Annotated in this window: 19 protein-coding genes and 1 pseudogene; 8 read left to right on the top strand and 12 right to left on the bottom strand. The window is 39.2% G+C overall.

Translation table 11 applies throughout. From position 1 onward, the window contains the following. Positions 1–45 precede the first annotated feature (45 nt). Entirely contained in the window at positions 46–246 is a 201-nt protein-coding gene (locus tag ASE74_RS03865) for a KOW motif-containing protein (RefSeq protein WP_055904443.1), read from the top strand. A 60-nt stretch (positions 247–306) separates the two neighbouring features. On the opposite strand, the gene ASE74_RS03860 is transcribed toward ASE74_RS03865, so the two are convergent. Next, entirely contained in the window at positions 307–1941 is a 1635-nt protein-coding gene (locus tag ASE74_RS03860; RefSeq protein ID WP_055904708.1) for an ABC-F family ATP-binding cassette domain-containing protein, read from the bottom strand. Positions 1942–2218: 277 nt separating this feature from the next. Here ASE74_RS03860 and ASE74_RS03855 point away from each other — a divergent pair, with 277 nt between their 5' ends. The 3 genes from ASE74_RS03855 (at position 2219) to ASE74_RS03845 (ending at position 3895) form a co-directional block, all read left to right on the top strand. Beyond that, positions 2219–2794: a Crp/Fnr family transcriptional regulator gene (locus ASE74_RS03855; RefSeq protein ID WP_055904440.1), complete on the top strand. Its 576-nt coding sequence runs from the start codon at positions 2219–2221 to the stop codon at positions 2792–2794. Positions 2795–2905: 111 nt separating this feature from the next. Further along, a complete protein-coding gene (locus ASE74_RS03850) occupies positions 2906–3586 on the top strand; it encodes a type 1 glutamine amidotransferase domain-containing protein (RefSeq protein WP_055904437.1) in 681 nt (226 codons plus the stop codon). Positions 3587–3589: 3 nt separating this feature from the next. After that, entirely contained in the window at positions 3590–3895 is a 306-nt protein-coding gene (locus ASE74_RS03845; protein WP_055904433.1) for a putative quinol monooxygenase, read from the top strand. Between the two features lie 373 nt (positions 3896–4268). Here ASE74_RS03845 and ASE74_RS03840 read toward each other — a convergent pair whose 3' ends face one another. Then, on the bottom strand, positions 4269–5003 hold the full coding sequence (locus ASE74_RS03840) for a DUF92 domain-containing protein (RefSeq protein WP_055904430.1): 735 nt from the start codon (positions 5001–5003) through the stop codon (positions 4269–4271). 152 nt (positions 5004–5155) lie between these two features. Here ASE74_RS03840 and ASE74_RS03835 point away from each other — a divergent pair, with 152 nt between their 5' ends. After that, entirely contained in the window at positions 5156–5641 is a 486-nt protein-coding gene (locus tag ASE74_RS03835; protein WP_055904428.1) for a hypothetical protein, read from the top strand. A 56-nt stretch (positions 5642–5697) separates the two neighbouring features. Here the strand turns inward: ASE74_RS03835 and ASE74_RS03830 are convergent, their stop codons facing one another. The 3 genes from ASE74_RS03830 to ASE74_RS03820 form a co-directional block, all read right to left on the bottom strand. Next, positions 5698–6204: a 2'-5' RNA ligase family protein gene (locus ASE74_RS03830; RefSeq protein WP_055904425.1), complete on the bottom strand. Its 507-nt coding sequence runs from the start codon at positions 6202–6204 to the stop codon at positions 5698–5700. Between the two features lie 173 nt (positions 6205–6377). Further along, on the bottom strand, positions 6378–6761 hold the full coding sequence (locus ASE74_RS03825; protein WP_055904421.1) for a DUF4260 domain-containing protein: 384 nt from the start codon (positions 6759–6761) through the stop codon (positions 6378–6380). A 78-nt stretch (positions 6762–6839) separates the two neighbouring features. After that, the gene (locus ASE74_RS03820; protein WP_055904418.1) at positions 6840–7436 is read right to left on the bottom strand and encodes a Crp/Fnr family transcriptional regulator; all 597 of its coding nucleotides are present in this window, start codon (positions 7434–7436) and stop codon (positions 6840–6842) included. 386 nt (positions 7437–7822) lie between these two features. On the opposite strand from ASE74_RS03820, the gene ASE74_RS03815 reads away from it, so the two are divergent. Continuing rightward, positions 7823–10276, top strand: coding sequence for an outer membrane beta-barrel protein (locus tag ASE74_RS03815; RefSeq protein ID WP_055904416.1), 2454 nt, complete (start codon positions 7823–7825; stop codon positions 10274–10276). A gap of 80 nt (positions 10277–10356) precedes the next feature. On the opposite strand, the gene ASE74_RS03810 is transcribed toward ASE74_RS03815, so the two are convergent. Further along, positions 10357–10551, bottom strand: coding sequence for a hypothetical protein (locus ASE74_RS03810; protein WP_055904413.1), 195 nt, complete (start codon positions 10549–10551; stop codon positions 10357–10359). A gap of 419 nt (positions 10552–10970) precedes the next feature. Between ASE74_RS03810 and ASE74_RS24955 the strand changes: the two are divergent. Further along, positions 10971–11810, top strand: a pseudogene (locus tag ASE74_RS24955) (manganese catalase family protein); the annotation flags it as partial. A gap of 121 nt (positions 11811–11931) precedes the next feature. On the opposite strand, the gene ASE74_RS03800 reads toward ASE74_RS24955, so the two are convergent. Next, positions 11932–13647: a glycoside hydrolase family 2 protein gene (locus tag ASE74_RS03800; protein WP_235525998.1), complete on the bottom strand. Its 1716-nt coding sequence runs from the start codon at positions 13645–13647 to the stop codon at positions 11932–11934. A gap of 465 nt (positions 13648–14112) precedes the next feature. Then, positions 14113–14292: a hypothetical protein gene (locus ASE74_RS25050; protein ID WP_235526004.1), complete on the bottom strand. Its 180-nt coding sequence runs from the start codon at positions 14290–14292 to the stop codon at positions 14113–14115. On the opposite strand from ASE74_RS25050, the gene ASE74_RS03795 reads away from it, so the two are divergent. Further along, positions 14206–15003, top strand: a complete 798-nt coding sequence (locus ASE74_RS03795; protein WP_235526003.1) for a glycosyltransferase family 2 protein — start codon at positions 14206–14208, stop codon at positions 15001–15003. The genes ASE74_RS25050 and ASE74_RS03795 overlap by 87 nt on opposite strands. Here ASE74_RS03795 and ASE74_RS03790 read toward each other — a convergent pair. From ASE74_RS03790 to ASE74_RS03775, 4 genes are all read right to left on the bottom strand, one after another. Beyond that, positions 14989–15963, bottom strand: coding sequence for a glycosyltransferase (locus tag ASE74_RS03790; RefSeq protein WP_162235784.1), 975 nt, complete (start codon positions 15961–15963; stop codon positions 14989–14991). The two genes, ASE74_RS03795 and ASE74_RS03790, sit on opposite strands and share 15 nt — an antisense overlap. 79 nt (positions 15964–16042) lie before the next feature. After that, positions 16043–17128, bottom strand: coding sequence for a glycosyltransferase (locus ASE74_RS03785; protein ID WP_055904402.1), 1086 nt, complete (start codon positions 17126–17128; stop codon positions 16043–16045). 294 nt (positions 17129–17422) lie between these two features. Beyond that, complete coding sequence (locus tag ASE74_RS03780; protein WP_055904399.1) at positions 17423–18283, bottom strand: SDR family oxidoreductase; 861 nt, start codon at positions 18281–18283, stop codon at positions 17423–17425. A 76-nt stretch (positions 18284–18359) separates the two neighbouring features. Next, positions 18360–18929: a Crp/Fnr family transcriptional regulator gene (locus ASE74_RS03775; protein WP_055904397.1), complete on the bottom strand. Its 570-nt coding sequence runs from the start codon at positions 18927–18929 to the stop codon at positions 18360–18362. Between the last annotated feature and the right edge of the window lie 747 nt (positions 18930–19676).

Here is a 19676-nt window from a genome sequence, read left to right as displayed (position 1 = left end):
TATTTCATAGCTTTATTACATCAATCATCCCTCAGTTTAATTATAATGAGTAACGCAGATCATTCAGTTTTAAAAGATGGCGATCAATGCATAGTTATCGCAGGAACCCATAAAGGAAAATCGGGCAGGATAAGCGATACACACACCAGTAAAACCGGCCACATTACCATTACAGTTGAACAAAACAATGCAATACGGTTTAAAACATTACTGAAAAATGTGTTACCGACAGAAACCGAAAATTAAAAGCAAAAAAAAGGTTCAGCCCTTATCGAACTGAACCCGAAATACCTTAATAACATTATTTTAGCTTTGCTCAATTTCTTTCAAGCTGTTCATTTTCTTATAGGCCAGGAAGCCTTTAATATCTTCAAAATGTTCGCGCACACGTTTATTCCCAAACTCAAATACTTTAGCAGCCAATCCATCCAAGAAATCGCGATCGTGGGATACCAGGATTAAAGTACCATCAAAATCTTTCAGTGCATCTTTAATAATATCCTTCGTTTTCATATCCAAATGGTTGGTAGGCTCATCCAGTATCAACACATTTACAGGCTCTAAAAGCAACTTAATCATGGCAAGGCGAGTTTTCTCTCCGCCAGAAAGTACCTTAACCTTTTTCGTGGTATCATCGCCACTGAACATAAAAGCACCCAAAAGATCTTTTATTTTGATCGTGCCATCCGTTAACGGAATCTGATCAATGGTTTCGAATACTGTTAAGCTTTCATCAAGCAAGGCCGCCTGGTTTTGTGCAAAATATCCAATTTTGGCATTGTGCCCAACTTTTAAATTTCCTTCAAAATCAATCTCACCCATAATGGCTTTGATCATTGTGGATTTACCTTCGCCGTTTTTACCAACAAAAGCCACCTTTTCTCCCCTTTCGATCACCATCGATGCTTTTTCGAAAACAACATGGTCGCCATAGGTTTTGGTTAACTCTTCTACCATTACCGGATATTGCCCCGAACGTGGTGAAGGTGGAAACTTTAAGCGCAATGCAGAGGTATCCACTTCATCGATTTCAATTACCTCAAGTTTCTCTAGCATTTTTACACGCGATTGTACCTGCAGGGTTTTCGAATAAGTGCCTCTAAACCGATCAATAAATTCTTGATTATCGGCAATAAAACGTTGCTGCTCCTCGTAAGCCTTTAATTGGTGTATGCGGCGATCGGCCCGCAATTGAAGGTAGTGCGTATATTTTGCTTTATAATCGTATATCCTACCCATCGTAACCTCAATGGTCCGGTTGGTAATGTTATCCACAAAAGTACGATCGTGAGAAATAACCATCACTGCTTTTGCCGAGTTGATCAGGAAATCTTCCAGCCACTGAATGCTTTCAATATCCATGTGGTTGGTGGGCTCATCGAGCAAAATAAGATCAGGTTTCTTCAATAAAATTTTTGCCAGTTCAATACGCATACGCCAGCCGCCCGAAAACTCCGAAGTTTGGCGCGTAAAATCTTTACGTTCAAAACCCAGGCCTTTTAATACTTTCTCTACTTCAGCGTCGTAATTGGTTTCCTCTATCGAATAAAATGTCTCGCTCAGCTCCGATACCCTTTCAATGAGTTTCATGTAATCATCACTTTCATAATCCGTACGGATGGTAAGCTGTTCATTCAACTCATCAAGCTCCTTTTGCATTTTATTTACTTCTTCAAAAGCTTTCATCGTTTCCTCAAAAACGGTGAGTTTGTCCTGAGTTAATAAATGCTGAGGCAAGTAGGCAATTACAGCGTCTTTTGGTCCGGTAACACTACCAGTGGTAGGTTTGGCCACATCCGCTATAATTTTTAACATGGTTGATTTACCTGCACCATTTTTTCCCATCAGCGCGATTTTATCATTCTCGTTTATAGAAAAAGTTACGTCGCTAAAAAGGGTAGTTCCGCCAAATGAAACGGAGATGTTATTTACATTAATCACAATCTGGGGTATTAAATTAGCGGCAAAGATAAAATAAAGCAAGCAAATTATTACGACTGAATAAAAGCATCTTTAACTCAATGGCATTGGTATATGTTTAATTACGTTTTACGATTTGATTAAGCATTGGTTAAAGGTTAATCAATAAATCGAAACAAATTATTTCAAAATTCCTGCTTTTTGCCGTTGCAATCAATTGTTTTGTTTTTCCCTGATTGGTGCAACAGAGCGTTTTGAACAGGGCTTTATTTTTTCTACTTTCATCCGCTGAATACAAATGGAAAAATTAAGGAAACATATAGAAGAAATAGTTGCAGTAACTGATGAAGAATTTGCTTACATACAGACTTTTTTTTCCACAAAAAGAGTTAAAAAACACCAGTACCTGATACAGGATGGCGACCAGGCAAATTTTGAGTACTTAATCTTATCAGGCATTTTCAGAATGTTTTATTTAGACAGTGATGGAAAGGAGCATATAGTTCAATTTGCTGGCGAAAACTGGTGGATGGCCGATTACCAGGCCTATTTTAAGGAGCGAAAAGCCACGCTTCACATCACCTGTATGGAAGATGCCGAAATACTGTGCCTCACTTTACAAGGCAGAGAAACATTAGCGGCCGAAATGCATAAAATGGAACACTTTTTCAGGGCAAAACTTACCAATGGTTATATAGCCCAGCAACGCCGGATTATTTCGCTGCTCTCAGGCAATCCGCAGCAACGGTATGAGGAGTTTGCACAGCTTTATCCCCATTTAATCCAGCAAATACCCAAAAAATATATTGCCGAATACCTCGGTGTAAGTCGCGAAACTTTAAGCAGGCTTTACTCGGCAAATAAAAACAGCTAACAGGAGTGTGATTACGATCACACTTTTTTAGTGACTTGCCTCCTCGTACAGCATTAGGATATTGAGGACATTTGAAATGTAAAAACAACCAACATTTTAAATGATAAAGTCATGAACAAGAAAATTTTAATCATTGTTTCCAATGCCAATGCCATAGGTCCAAAAAATAGAAGAACAGGTACTTTTCTTCCAGAAGTAGCACACCCATACGCTGAATTTGAAAAGGCAGGTTACCAGATCGATTTTGCCAGTTTAACAGGAGAAACACCCTATCTTGACGCCTTGAATTTGGCCTCTGATCCAGATAACCTTAATTTTTTAACCGGAAAAGGTTGGGAAGATATGCAACAGGGCACACAACTTTCAGCAGTAGATGCAAGTATTTACGATGCTATTTTTATTCCTGGTGGTTTAGCCCCTATGGTTGATATGCCAGAAGCTCCACTACTTAAAAAGGTTATTGCCGAAACCTACGAGCGAAATGCCGTTGTAGGTGCGGTGTGCCACGGCCCGGTATCGTTACTTAATGTAAAATTAAGCGATGGTTCATTTTTAGTAAACGGTAAAAATATAACTTCATTTACTACCGAAGAGGAAGATCATTATGCAAAAGCAGATGTTCCTTTCGATTTGCAAACTGCACTTGCAGCACAGGGGGCAATTTTCCATACCGCAGCACCATGGGCCGATAATAGTATTGCAGATGGCAACCTGGTAACTGGCCAAAACCCAGCTTCGGCCAAAGCAGTAGGAGAAAAAATTGTAGCGATTTTAAACACTGTAAATGCATAAAAAATGAAAAACGAAGCTATTCATGTATTTGCCACCTGGCAGATCAAAGACGGACAATTGCAAAACGTACTTAACTTACTCACTGAAGTAAGGAAACAAAGTATTGCTGAAGAAGGAAACTTGTTTTATGATGTACACCAAAGTCATACCGATGCAAATACGTTAATTCTGTTTGAAGGTTATGCCGATAAAAACGCTCTGGATGCGCACCGCAGCTCAACGCATTTTAAAACGCTGGTGGTAGAACAGATTGTGCCGTTATTACAAGCACGTGAGGTGGTGTTAACTACACCACTCAATATAGATTAAAGCAATTTATGCATGCGTTAGAAAAGAGCGCAAACATAAATGAATCCGGGTATCAAATCGTCATTGCTGAGAAGGCTTCTTCAGCCGACGAAGCAATCTTAAACGATCGCAAACATATATGAATCCGGGCATCAAATCGTCATTGCGAGAAGGCTTTTTCAGCCGACGAAGCAATCTTAAAACGAGCGCCATTGGCATGCGCATTAAGATTGCTTCGTACCTCAAAATGAAAATTTTTTTTGGATGCTAACGCTCGTTTCTAACGGGCGTTTTAAAAGCTTATCGTTTAAAACGATATCACCAAATCGTCAGTACCGATCAGTTGCACCTTTCGGCCAATTACGATCAGCAGATCAATTAACCACAAGGTATGCTAAAATAAAACCTGAAGAAGACCTACAGCAACTCCTGCCGACAAAGTACTTAAAAAATTGACTATATCGTTTCCAATTATTCCTTTTCTTTCCAACAAAGCGCCCAACACAGAATCGGTTAGGTTACCGATTGTACCAGCAATTACGATAAAGGCAATATTGATATTCCAGCCAAACCCTAGGCCGTAAAGCGTAGCAATAATACAACTGCCAGCAACACCAATTAAAGTACCTTCTAAACTAATTACCCCATCCATTCCGCAGCGGTCTGTTTTAAATGTTATTATATTAAAAAACCGTTTTCCATAAAGCATACCCAGTTCGGACGATAATGTATCTGCCGTGGCAGAAGCAAAAGCGGCCGCAATTACCAGTAACATTGTACTACGCAACCCAGGAAAAAACATGATAATTACAGCAGCCAGTGCTGAAACGCCTGCATTGGCCAAAACCTGAGATGCTGTACGACCTTTGCCTGTTTCTTCTTCAATCAAAAATGCCTGCTTTTTATTGCGTTGCCAAGATGTGGCAACTGAACCGGAAATAAAAAAAGCTGTCATCATTGCAACACCAATATAACCAGAAGCTAAATAAATAAGGCAGGCCAATATCCCACCTGTAACCGCAGCCTGAACGGTAAGTTTTTTTGCCAGGATAGCGTAGGCCATTCCAGAGAAAATAATAATTGGCAGAAATATACCACTATTTAAAATAGTACAAAAGATGTAGGCCATGCTCCAAATTTATATTTTTCTTGGCATTAAACACCTTTTAGAAGTTTAGCAGCGTAAAAAACGACCAGTAATTTTTAAGAAAGAAAATGTTTTTATGCCCGAATGCCAATAAATCCTATATTTTTATAAAAATTTCGCTCAACAACAAATTAATGATAAAGTACCTCACGTTTAGCTTTTCCATCTCGGTTATTTCATGGATTATAGGAATGGTTGTGAATGCAATCCTGATCAAGACGACATATTATAATCAGAACCTGACAAACCTCAATTTCCTTAAAAATGAACGTGTGAACAGTTACATTGGCATAGGAATATTTAAATGGATTATTATACATTCTTTCTTTAAATATTTTAACCCAAAGCTATCCATGAAGAAAAAAATTCAGCCATCTGAATTACCCAACCTTCGCCATGAAATGACTATTGCAGAAATCAGTCATTTGATCGGTTTTGCATTTGTAACGGCTTTTGCCATAGTAAAAATAGTTAAGGGTCAGTATTTATTTGCTTTAATAATTATGATTGTAAATATATTATTGAACCTTTACCCAACATTGCTGCAACAACAAAATAAAAGGCGGATTGATAAATACAATAGAATACTTGCAATCAGGGCATCAAATCTAGTCAAGTAAATCAGGATTAATTTCTTTATCATCTCGTTAGCAATGGAGCAAAGTAATTAAATGGACTACAAAGCTTCAAAGTTAAAATACCTGTAATGTTTCCAGGGGCCATTGAGGTAATGCCATAGATCGAGACCATGTACAGTTATTTTAAATGGCTCAAAGTTGGGCTGAAGTAGCTGTAATAGTTCTTTCGCCACTTCAGGTTTCACCTTATTTTGTATAGTAATGTGCGGCCTAATTGTTTGCCGATCCTGGGCACTTAAGTGCGGATGGAATTGATTCCCTAAATTCCGGTGAAGTTGTGAAAGTTCATTGCTTTCTATAAAATAAGCCACACCATTACCAATACTCTTTAAAGCAGTTACCCAGCATTCGAAAGGCTGCTGAGCTACATCTTCGACTATCTGTAGTGTCTGCTTTGTATCAGGGAGTTTATGAAACAACGTGAGATGGGCACTTAGCAAATTTCGCTCAGGAGGAAAATAACGTGACCTCATTTCATCAAAAAACACCTTACTTTTATCGTCAATACGGGCTGTGAGAATACAGGGTGGCTCGAAAATTTCCATAAAGTAGAAATTGGATTTGTGTTTTTTGTGCTTAGCACTTTATTCGATAATTAAATGCGATAATAATCATTATTTGCTTCAGTTGCCTTCTGGAGTTTGGAAAATATCCCCTGGAAGCTTCGCCATTGCTTTTCTTGGTAAATATTTGCTTTTATAAGTGTGTATTCCATGCGCTAAACTGCCTCATTATTCGTCAACTCGCCACCACCCATACTTCCGAGGTGTGTAAATTTAAATCCGGTTGAAAACTTAAGGCCATAACCCATCGCCCGATCGATACTACTATGGCCCAACAGCACCAACCCTGCCAGTTCTATATAATTGTAATGAAGTATGAAACCAATAACTGCAATAGCGGCGGCCAAAAGTTGATGATGGAAAAGATTATAAGAGAGCGCTCCTACCCTATTGCCGAACAAATAGCCAAGCATGCTAATGTCGGGAGCTAAAAAGAGCAGTACCCACATCCACCAGGCAAAGTGAATGGGTAAAGCGTAGATAAGGGGTAAAATGATTAAAAATGGTACGATGGCTTCTGCCCTGATAAGTTTTTTCATTTTCTTTTAGTTTAAGCCTCAAATTTCAATAATAGTTTAAGCCTGAAACGTTAACAAAAGATAATAAATACGCACGATTTACTTTTTTGTACCCGCACGCTTTCGGATGCGACTTAGGCTTACCGGAGTGATACCAAGATAATTGGCGATGAGGTGTTGGGGCATTCTTTCAAGAATCTTTTTCTTATTGCTGTTAAAAAGCCTGTTATACCGCTCTTCAGGTGAAAGCACCAAAAGCTCAACCATCCTTTCTTCAAGTCCGATTACTAAATATTCTGCCAGTTTTCTCCCAAAACGTTCCCATTTTGGCGATAGCTCATACATAAGCACCAGCATTTTATATGGAAAAGATATTAAGCGACAGTTAGACATGGCCTGGATGGATAATTTTGAAGGAGTTCCTGTTAATGCACTGAAATATGAGCTAACCAGATTGTTTTGGAAATAAAAGTATGTTGTTTTTTCTTCTCCATCATGGAGATAAAAGTGCCTCATACTTCCTTCAAGGATAAAACCAACCTGTTGTTCCTTTTCGCCCTCGGCTAACCAATAATCTCCTTTTTTAACATTTCTATAACTTAAATGTGGAATCAAGTGTTCCTTATCTTGCTGTGTGAGCGGTACAAAGCTATTTATAAGGTTAAATAAAAGCGAAATATCTTGTTCAGCAGGCATATGGAATAATATTTCGTTAATAATAAGAAATAAATTGTGCTTAACGATCTCCTTCTACACAACTTTATATGTTTGAGGGAGCAACCAATTTCAAATGAGCATTAACGCCACCAAGTGATATAAAAAGAAAAGAACAGTTTAATTTAAACGCGGTTGCAAAAATGTTTACCTTCAAAAATCATTTACCATTAACCTAATTAACCGATTTCGCCTAAGCCTCCTTTGCTTATGATGCGAAATAATAATCAAAGCCATGTATATTACTGCTCAATACAGTTCAAAATAAGAATTAACGCTGTTTTTACAGGGAAAAGGCTAAGTATAGTTTAGCAGGCAATGGAAATGTTAAGGCAGTTTAAAGAAATTAACAATAAAATTTGATCCAATTGGGCATTATAAAAACCATCAATTTAAGAAATATCTGTTATTTATTCTTCATCGTGACCTGTTTTTGTTCGAAATCATTTGCACAAAATACTCCGGGTTATAGGTTAAAAGGTATCATCAGGAATACGAACAATGAAGTTTTAGCAGGTGCAACCTTATTTTTAAAAAATGGCAATGATGGTGAGGCAATTAAACAAACCTTTACCGATAAGAATGGGGAATTCTCTTTTGCAGTAAAGGCTGGTACTTATATGATTTCGATCAGTTATTTGGGCACACTGGCTTACCAAAGCGACCGGTTAAAAGTATCAGGCAACATGGATCTGGGTATTATAAAGATTGGAACTACCACCCGTAGTTTAAAAGATGTTGTTATTCAAAGTTCAGGGAGTAAGCCGCTTGTTAAAATAGAAGGCCGGAAAATGATTTACAACATTGAAAACAGCATAACCGCTCAAGGTTTAAACGGCCTGGAAGCATTAAAAAAAACACCAGGAGTAATCGTAAACCAGGATAATACAATTACGCTTAACGGAGCAAGTAGTGCCTTGGTAATGATCAATGGCAGACAAACGTATCTTCAGGCTGAGGAGCTGGCGCAACTGCTCAAATCAATGTCTGCAGCTGAATTAAAAGCTATAGAAGTTATTAAAAACCCTTCGGCTGAGTACGATGCCGCAGGAACGGGTGGCATTGTTAACCTGGTGCTTCAAAAATCAATTGCCGAAGGGTTTAACGGTAGAATTAATAATGGTGTGGCCTTAGGTAATACCTTAAAGCAAAGTACCAATTTGAGCGTTAATTACAGAAAAGGTAAACTGAGTGCGTTTGGTAGTTACAACCATAATTTTGGCCATTATACAATGGACTACGACTATGACCGCACAACAAATGGAAAAATATATTTAAACTCCAATCATGACGTTGATAAAAAACATAATATTGGATCTACCGTGGGTTTGGATTATGCAATAGATACCAATAAAACAATCGGAGTGTTGTTGAAGGCTAATTCTTCAAGTGGCGGCGGCCTGATTACGCCGACAACAAATATATTTGATCAAACTACAGGGGCACTTTTACAAAAACTTATCAGTGAGAGCAGCTATCCCGAACAATTGGCGAGCCGTTATAATGCAAATTTAAACTACAGGTTTAAAGGCCGTAATCGAACCAGTTTGGACATAGATGCAGATTACGGTGTTTTTGATGCCGCTATAGATAACCTGAGCACTAACGCCTATTATTCACCTGAAGGAATATTTCTGTCTTCCAATAATTTCCTTATTTCCAATAGCCGGAAAATTAAACTCTATGCGGTTAAGGCTGATTACAGCTTTCCAATTGGTAAAGGAAAAATGTTCACAGGTGCTAAATTTTCTGACGTAGACGCTGAAAATGTTTTTAACCAGTACAATGTTAACAGCAACGTAAAAGTTATTGATTTTAACCGCTCCAATACTTTCAGTTACAATGAACGGATAAATGCCGCATACTTAAAATATGAGGCACCTGTGAATGACAAATTAAGTTTCGATATCGGAGTGAGATTGGAACACACCCATTCTAAAGGAGACTTACAGCCCACCGAAGGTAGTGGCCTATCCGAAATTTCTGTAGTCAGAAATTACCTTAACATTTTTCCAACAGCTGCAATAACTTATAAAACCGGGAAGGAAGGCACCTACAATCTAAGTTTTGCCCGTCGCATCGATCGCCCTGCTTACAACAACCTGAACCCATTTGCATACCCTATAGATGAGCTTTCTTATTGGAAAGGAAATCCGTTCCTGAAAGCGCAGTATGCGAATACTCTAGCACTACAATACAGCTACAAAAAAACAACTATCTCTACAAGTTATACGCATACAAGTGATATAAGCAGCACCATTACGGAAGTTTCGGATCGGAACATTATAGATATGATACCCCGGAATATTGGATTTCAAAACAATTTAAATTTAACCGTAACGCAACAGCTCACCCTCGCAAAATGGTGGAATATGAGCCTGACGGGCATGGGTTATCTGCTGGAAAATAAAGTGGGAACTACAGCCTATGGAAATTACAACCGAAGCCGTTTTGCGGGTACAATTAATGTTCAACAAACCTTTAAACTACTTGGCCACATTACTGCAGAGGCTACAGGCGTAATTAAATCAAAAAGCATAAGCGGATTAAATAGCTATATAAGAGGCAATTCGCAGTTTGACATAGGCCTGCAAAGACGTTTAATGCATGATAAAGCAACTTTGAGCTTAGCAGCCTCTGACATCTTCAGGACTAATAAAATTATTACAGATGCCCAGCTTAATAATTTACTGCTTCACACCACTTATATGGGCGAAACCCGGCAGATTAGATTAAATTTCTCCTATCGTTTTGGTAATACCAAAATTAAATCAAACGACAGCCGCAGAACTGGATTAGAAAATGAATCGCAAAGGCTATAGTAACAACCAATATTATTCCGGTAGAATTTAAGCGGAACGCAATAACTTAACCATCTATATTTTTATCATCGATATTGCTCTTATTGCACCTTATTATTCTCATTACCAGTCGAATCTCTTTTGCTGGTATCTTTCTTTTCTGTTGCTCCATCATTACGGCCAGCTTTTACTGATCCGCTTCCGGGATGAGAATCAGCAGGACTGTTCTGCCCTGAAGTGCAGTTGGTTAGCAATACCGTTATTGGAATCAAAAACAGTTTAATATAATTTTTCATGACTTGTGCTTTTCTCACATTACAACAGCCATAGGGCTTTGTTTTCAAAAGAATATAAATCACGTAGTTAGCACCTGTGCCAGGTATTCTACACAATTAACGTTGATTTAATCCATTCCTGATGATCAATACCGAAGAAACATCCGGTGTTTTTTTCGGCATAAACACGTAGATCGCTTTGCAAAACAGGTATTTACGCCGGCAACTTTTCATGCTTTTATAGGGTTTAAATTTTAGTTGCTTACGCATTTAATCAAAAGCAAGCGGATAATTTTATTGTACCATGCCCCAAAATGCATGCTTGTTAAAGGTTAAATGATGTAATGCAGCAGTAAAACAAGTTAAAATCACTAAATAATTATAACTAAATTTTAAAATCTATGTTTTATCACGACAACAACCTGTAGTACAAAGTTAGGGTAGATAAACCCAATCCTGCATTTGCGAAATTACTACAGCAAGCTATCGGCGGCATTGAGGGAGAAATCAGGGTTTGCCTGCAATACCTGTTTCAGGCATGGGGAAACCGCGGTCCAAATAAATACAGGGACATGCTTTTAGATACCGGTACAGAGGAAATCTCTCACATCGAAATGCTCTGCACCGCTGTAGCATTGAATCTGGATGGTGCTACCAATGAGCTGAAAGATAAAATTGCCTGAGAAAATCCTCTTGTTAGCAACATCCTGGGCGGTATGGATCCAAGGCAGGTATTATCTTCAGGCTTAGCCGCAATGGCTGTAGATAGCAACGGTGTACCTTTCAACGGATCATGGGTGGTAGGAAGCGGAAATATTGCAGCAGATATGTATGCTAACGTGATGGCCGAATCAACAGGAAGAGTTTTAGCAACCAGACTCTATGAACTGACCGATGATTCAGGAATGAAAGATATGCTGTCTTTTCTGATTACCAGAGATGCTATGCACCAAAATCAATGGCTTGCTGTACTGGAAGATTTAGGTGGTGTAAGTGAAAATTTGCCTATTCCGAATACTTTCCCAAGAGAAAACCATGTTCCTGGATTTGACTATGCTTTTGTATCAACAAATATTGAAAATCCGGGAGCATCACAAGGCCGATGGGCAAGCGGGCCATCAATTGATGGAAAAGGTGAGTTTCATGTAATTACGGCACAGCCTGGTGCCCCCATTCCGGATTTGGGTATTCCGGATGTGAAAGGTTATGCACAGCAGCAGCAAATGACTGGTGCTGATAAAGGATTGATTGAGAACATAAAAGATACCCTACTGCCATAATCAATCTATCAACTGTTGGCGCAAATAAGGCTAAAAACTTAATTTGCGCCTTCGGTTGTTTTACTGGTTTGAGTTTTCATATTATCTTCAAATACAAATAATCAAACCAACGTTACAAATGTTATTTTTTCTTTAGTGGATTACCTATTTTTAGCCCTTCAGCAATTAACGCCTTATTGATTTCACTTATCTTTTTAACATCCATTTTTTCAACTGCCCGGTCATAGGTCAACAACCCGTTCACTTCATGCTCCACATCAGTGGTTTGGGTATAAACTGCAACACTTAGTCCTTTGTACTTCATTAGCTGCTCTACCTGACTCATTAAAAGTAGATACCTGTCAGTCAGCGCAGAAACAGTCGGTTCATAAGCGTAAGCATTATTTTCTACAGGCCACATATGATCCCTCACAAAAAGGCCCACTCCCCCAAACTCGCCAAGAGAAGCCGCTCTTTTGCCATCAGGCATTGAAGCCTCGTAAGGACCTACATAGATATGTTTGTCTACAAAATCTCCGTTACCCGGATCACCGGCCGCCTTTTGATAACCGGGATTGTTGTTAAAGCCCGAATTTCCATTCACCAATCTTGAAGGATCATATTTTTTTACCCAATCTGTAATTTCCCGTACATCAAAAGCACCCCAGTTTTCATTAAATGGAACCCAGGTAATCACTGAAGGAGCATTATAATGATCATCCATGATGGCCTTTAGCTCACGCCTGAAAGCCGGCCGTACCCTTGCCGTGTCCTCGTTCTGGTACCAGATTGCCGGCATATCCTGCCACAATAGCATCCCCAGCTTATCCGCCCAATAATAAAAGCGCTTGGGTTCCGTTTTCATGTGCTTGCGGATGAGATTGAAGCCAGCTTTCTTTGTAAATTCGATATCAGATTTCAGCGCATCCTCGCCAGGTGCCGTCAGAATCCCGTCAGGCCAATACCCCTGATCCAGAAGACCAACCTGCATAATAAATTTTCCGTTCAGCAACGGCCTTACCACTCCTTCTACCTTGCCCAAACTGATTTCACGCATTCCGAAGTAACTGCTAATTTCATCAACAATTTTTCCTTTGGAATCCTTAAGCGTAATTTTCAGATCGTATAAAAAAGGATCATCCGGGCTCCAAAGTTTGGGAGAAGTTATGGGAAGATAAAATTCCTTTGCAGCGCTTGCCTCTACTTTTGATACGACCTTATTGCCATCAAGTGCTACTGCGGAGATGAGAGAGGAACCTCCATCTACTGTTATTTTTAACCTGCTATTTTCCAGATCTGGCAATAACCTGATGTTTTTAATAAAATTTGCACCAACCGGCTCGAGCCAAACACTCTGCCAAATCCCCGAGCTGAAGGTATAATCACCTCTTGGCCCGTTTTTTCCTGAAGGCATTCTGCCGTCATTTAAATCGTGGGCCGCAACAATCACCTCATTTGTTCCTGCTTTCAAAAATGAAGTAACATCAAATGAAAAGGAATCGTAACCACCCGAATGTGAACCAGCCTTTTTTCCGTTTACAAAAACAGTCGCGTCATGATCGACCGCCTCGAAATTGATCCGAACATTTTTCCCCTTCCAACTCTGCGGGATGTCAAAATGCTTCCGGTACCACATATTGATCTCCTGATTCCGTTCAATACCGGAAATAACTGATTCTGGGGAATAAGGAACAAGAATCTGTTCGTGTTTTGAGGCAAATGACGCTGGCATTTGCGGATTTAAAGCCCGCGGTTTATCCTTTCCACCAATATAATCCCATTTGCCGTTCAAAGATTTCCATTCTGTGCGTACCAACTGTGGACGTGGATAATCATGAAATGGATTTGATGCCTTCATTGCTTCCCCTGTCCATTTAGTGGGCAGCTTCCCTGTTTGGGAAAACACAGGTTTACAACAAATCAACTGAAACAGGATTATTAGGCACATAAAAGGTAAACCGGTATTTTTCATCTCCTCTATCTGGTTAGTATTTTAAATTATTGAATACTAATGTAGTAATTTTCAATAAACATAAATCGATTTATGTGTTAAATGCACAGCGAAAAACAATAAAAAAGCTGAAAAAACATGCTATCAAATTAACGTTACTTGGTGCAAGTGTGAAACTTAAATAATTTTAATTAAGAATTGATTCGGAACAACACCTGAATTACAAAGCCTTTTTGATGGACGAATAATTTATTATGCAAAATCTTTCAGAAAAGATGTGGGCAAGAAGATTGAAGGGATTTAATAATCAAGCATTTTTCGATTCTCATTAACTATCCAGGTTGTGGAATCATACATGATAACGACCCTGCCTTAATAGCGTACAAATTCTGTTTCTGTTTTGGCTATAAAACTATTTGCAATAAAAAAGGTTAGCAAACTATGAACATTTCCATCCTTACCATTGTGCGCAATCGCAAAACTGCTATATTGAATCTGATTGCTGGGTTGTGTAATGGAATCAAACTCCCTGGTGAGCTTATAATTGTTCATATGAATGAAGAAATTTATGGTTTAGCGGATTCCCTTTTCCCCATTAAAGAATATAAATTTTCTTCTGAAGAACCAATACCTTTAGCTTCTGCAAGAAACTTTGCTGCGTCAAAAGCAGTATATGATCAAATGATATTTTTGGATGCAGACTGTATCCCTTCCACTAATTTTGTTCAGGTATATGAAAATTCATTTTCCGAGCAAGATTCGCTACTATCGGGAAGGATAGAATATCTTTCAAGGTCTGCTATGGACAGGCCTGATTTATTAGATCGAATGCATGAGGTATCTACCATTGATCCTATTCGTGGTAATCTTGACCAATACCCGTACCATTTATTCTGGTCTATAAATTTTGGTTGTTCAAAAAATGTTTACTCCAAAATTGGTGGTTTCGATGAAAATTTCGTTGGTTATGGTGCCGAAGACACTGACTTTGCATTTTCTGCAAAAGCACAGGGAATTAACCACCATACTATCGATGCAACAGCTTATCATCAATATCATCCCAGTTACGATCCACCATTGAATCATTTAAATGATGTAGTAAAAAACGCCAGTCTTTTTAACGTTAAATGGGGGATGTGGCCAATGCAGGGTTGGCTTGATAAATTTTGTGCCATGGGCTTTACTGAATTTGAAAATGGAAAATTGCAAATTTTAAAATATCCCACAGGCAAGCAGATAGAGGATGCGCTAAAGCACACTTGATGTTTTAAAAACAGTGTTGTAGATACTTTTTAAGTATTCAGCGGCAAGCGTGGTGGCTTTATTTGAGATTATTCCTTTCCAAACCGGTTTTACCGTAACCATATTTTCAAAGATTCCCCGCCAGCTCGTAATGTATAAATCCTGGGGGGATATTATTCTGGCTAATCCAAGCTCATGCAGTACACGGGCTTTTACCACTTGCTCATTAAATGGACGATCCTCAGGAATAGTGATAAACCTTTTTCCTAAAGCAGCTACCTCCATAACCGTGTTATGTCCGGCATTGCCAATAACGATACAGCACTTTTCCATAATACCGTCGGGATGCGATACTTTACCATGGTAACAAATATTTTCATATGTGTTATTTGGGTTTTTTACCTCACCGAGTACTTGTAAGCACCAATCTGGGCAGCAATTTGCGATATGCTCAATTAACGGAATGTTAATGCTCGTACCACCCTGGCCCACAACTATTGCTACTTGCTTTTCCCTTGGTTCAGCGGCATCTTCCCGTACTTCAAAGCGCGATATGCCGCCGGCAAAAAAAGTCTTCTCTATAATCCATTTAATGTCGTTCCCACTCATCGTTTTGGGATATGGTGCAAGTACACCTACAGCATTGCTATAGGCATGGATATGAGGCAAATCTATCCGGTCTCCATGTTGTTTTACAACAATGAACGGAACTCCTGAGAGCGTGGCTAGCATAGCAATTTCCACTGAAACATCCACTACCAGAAGCAGCGGAAAAACCGTAGAAAAAAGATGTGTCAAGATATTTACCCTCTTTCGCTGCCCCTCAATATTCAATGGAGCATAATGCAACCCTGCAGGAAGATTGTTACCCACATATAAATCATTGCTACTTGGGGTATCCATAGGTAAGTGTATCACTTTATAATGTGATGGAATTATGTGCATATAATTTTCCAGGTCGCTTCCTAACAAAGTTACCATGCAGTTGGATAATGCCTTTGCTATGGCTAATGTCCGCATGATGTGACCTGAACCATGATGATGGACATAAAAAGCAATATTACATGGCTGGGACATTCTTTTTCTGATCAATTGTATCCATCAAAATACGCTCATATGCATTTACCATATGATCGATGTTAAGAGATTTTTCTGCATGTTCCCTGCATTTCCTTCTATTTAAGCCTACGGCGTTTTCAATGCATTTAGCCAATTCAATAGGGTCGGCACTGCTGGTTAGGCTTCCAGTTTCGTTATTGACTAAAAATGGCAATGCACCTTTCGATATTCCTGCAATGGGCGTTCCACAGGCAAGGCTTTCAGCAACTACTAAACCAAAAGGCTCTTCCCAACAAGGTGTGATAACCGCGCATAGCGCATTTCCAACCAAATCACTTAACTCCTTATGAGAACGGTTTTTTAAAAGTTCTACCCCCTCATCCAGTAAGGGCAATACGTAAGTATTATAATAGTGGTGATCTGCTATACTTCCTGCTATTTTGATTTTGTAACCGGCTAATTTGGCCGCCTGAATAGCAATATGCGTACCCTTATCAGGATGGATCCGTCCAAACCAAATTACATATTTACCTAAAGGCTGCTCAACATATTTCCAAGACTGCAAATCAACCCCATTAGTAATTACATCACAATAATTTAAGTATGGACGCCAGGCTATTTCATTTGAATATGACACACTTACGTAGCGCATTTTGCCACTCTTCCGCTCATGCGACATTGCCCTTTTCAATTCGAAGATAGGCGGAGTGTGCAGAACGGTAACCATGGGCGTATTAATAATAGTGCTCATGGTTATGGGAACGTAGTTTAAACTATTATTGAATATAATGTCATGATCTTTACTATCGATATCCTGCATCAGCTCCAGATAGGCATGGTGGGTAGATATGAAATCTTCGCTTAACTCGTGCGAACGAAATCTGCTGAACGTTTCGCGATCGTAATCCATATCGCTAAAAATAACATGAATGTTCAATTCTGGGTCTGACAACTCACTGGCATATAAAGTGACGGTATGTCCTTTGGCAATCAATCGTTGGGTAATATCATAGGTAAAAGCCTCCAGACCTCCCATAAAGGGCTTTTTTATCGGATGTTTAAGATGCGCAATTATTCCAATGTTCATAAATATTGTTTATATAACAACTGTGAAAATCTGCCTTAAGTTTTCAATTTGAAAGAAATTTCCATTTTGTTATCAAATTATTGTTAACAAGCATTGCGGAAGGGGGTACTGTGCTGACTATACTGCGAAGGTGGGATTTTATCAGCAAAAGGGTTTTACCCGTATGCCGCGCTGTGCTTTGGAAAGGTGCTTTGGTGAAGGCTTTTTATAAGTATTGCCTACAATGCTGAAATAGCTACAAACAAAAACGGCAGTAGCTTTATGCCACTGCCGTTCCGGTTACTGCTGTTAAAACTACAATAGTTCGCCCATTCCGAATACTGTTAGCCCTTTGGCAAACTGTTCGGCTATGCTTTGGTTGGCAGCTTCAATGTATTGACCGGTTATGGGATCAACCACTGTGCGTAACGGCCTGGAACCTTTTGAAGTGGCAATAAGTTTTACAATGGCATCAGCAACATCCTGCGGGTTAGGATTCTTAGCGTGCATTTCTCCACCTAATGCAGCAAACATTTTGTTGGGAATATCAGCAATAGCTCCATATCCCTCAAATACACCCTGATCGGATGCAGGGTTGTTTTTTTGCTGCATTTCGGTAGGGAAAGCACCCGGCTCTACAACAACCACATCAATACCTAAACGCTTTACCTCGTAATGCAGGCCTTCGCTTATTCCCTCCAGCGCAAATTTAGAGGCTGCATATATAGTGGCGAATGGAAACGATACCCTTCCAAAGCCGCTGGTTACGTTAATAATCAGTCCATCAGCCTGCTTACGCATGGCGGGCAGCACCTGTTTCATCAATCGCCACGGGGCATAAACGTTAATATCAAATGTAGTATGCACATCGGCCGTGGTAAAGCTCTCTGCTACACCACTCATGCTGTATCCGGCATTGTTTACCAGCACATCAATGGTTCCTTCTTTCTCCAGAATAAGGTCAACGGCATGCTTCACGCTTTCATCATCAGTCAGGGTAACATCCAAAACCGTTACGTTCTCTAAGGCCGCAAGGGCAGCCGCTTTATCGGCATTACGGCCTTTTGTGTCGCGCATCGTAGCGTACACTTGATGTCCTAAGGCAGCTACGCTGTGTGCGGTAAGCCAGCCAAAACCACTATTTGTTCCTGTTATCAGTACAATTTTTTTGCTCATCTTTATATTATTTAATGACTATGCAAATATTGAAAATAGCACTACAAGAACATTTACCAAATGGTAAAAAAAGCAGTTAATGAATACTACGGCGTATTCTGCTTAATGATTGCTGGGTGACGCCAAGGTAGGAGGCCACGTAGGAAAGCGGGATGCGGTTAATGATGTTGGGAAAAGCTTTAATAAAAGTTAGGTAACGGGTAGTGGCATCTTCTGATATGAGTGGACTGCGCCGCTCCATGGCCAGGGTAAGGCATTTTTTGACCATCTTTGCCTTCATCATTTCCCATCCCACAATGGTGTTGGATATCTCGTCCCAATTCTTTTTATTAAAAACAAGAACTTTGCAGTCGGTAACGGCCTGCACATATTCAGAAGCTGCGATTTGCGATTCGAACTTTTCGTTATCAACTACAAAATTGCATTCGTCTACAAAATAATTGGTGATCTCTTCACTCTTGTTGTTATAATAACAAAAGCGGAACACACCTTCAACCACGAACGCCACATAACGGGGAATCTTTCCGGCTTCCGACAGGTATTCGTGCTTTTTTAATTCGAGCATTTCTGCCTTGCTTAGTAAGAATTCGATCTGCTGTTTGTTCAGGTCGCCAAATTGCAGGATAAGATTTATCATCGCTTCCATGATGTAAAGATAGTATATAGCGTAATTAGTTCTATTTAAAAAATCGAGCACTAAATCCAGCGTTTACGAAAAGACTATATCCTATGCCTTTATTGGCACCGCTAATTAATGCTGTCTTAATGATTGTTTTTTAATTTATAAACACAAAATTGCACTGTATTTACATGATTACCTTTACCAAATGGTAAAAAGCGTTAGCGTATGTTCTTTCTTATCCGACTTAATCAACCACAAGGTTATTTTCGCTAATGAAACATCGGGTTATTTCCTCACCTATGTTACTATAATAGCAGCCCCTAACCACACCTTCTAATACAAATCAATCTTGCATAGGAATTTTTCCTGCTTCTGAAAAGTAACTATTTCTATCCAACATTACTTCTTTGTTGGTAACCAACATAATTTGCTGAGAATTTAAATTTCCGAACTGTAAAATATATTCGATCAACTTATCCATCCACAAAGTTAGCTAAAGTATAACTGAACCATTTTATCAAATGGTAAAAGCAAAGGAAGGGTTAAATTATCCGACGATTTAAGCAAGTTTTATTTCTACCTTAAAAAAAGCTTTTAAGGACTGCTTTAAAACTTATGGGGTCATTAACGGTGAGTAATTCGAACCATAGCCCTTTTTTCGGTGAAAAATGTGGGATCAAGCGGAAAAGTTGGGGGTAATCGAATAATTTGTTTCTTTTGTAGTTAATAGTAATTACAAATTCCCTTGAATCCAGCCGAACAAACCCTTAT

Source organism: Pedobacter sp. Leaf216, assembly GCF_001421515.1.
Taxonomy (GTDB): Bacteria; Bacteroidota; Bacteroidia; order Sphingobacteriales; family Sphingobacteriaceae; genus Pedobacter.
The sequence above is the reverse complement of the archived record's forward strand: the minus strand, read 5'-3'. Positions and strand labels throughout refer to the sequence as shown.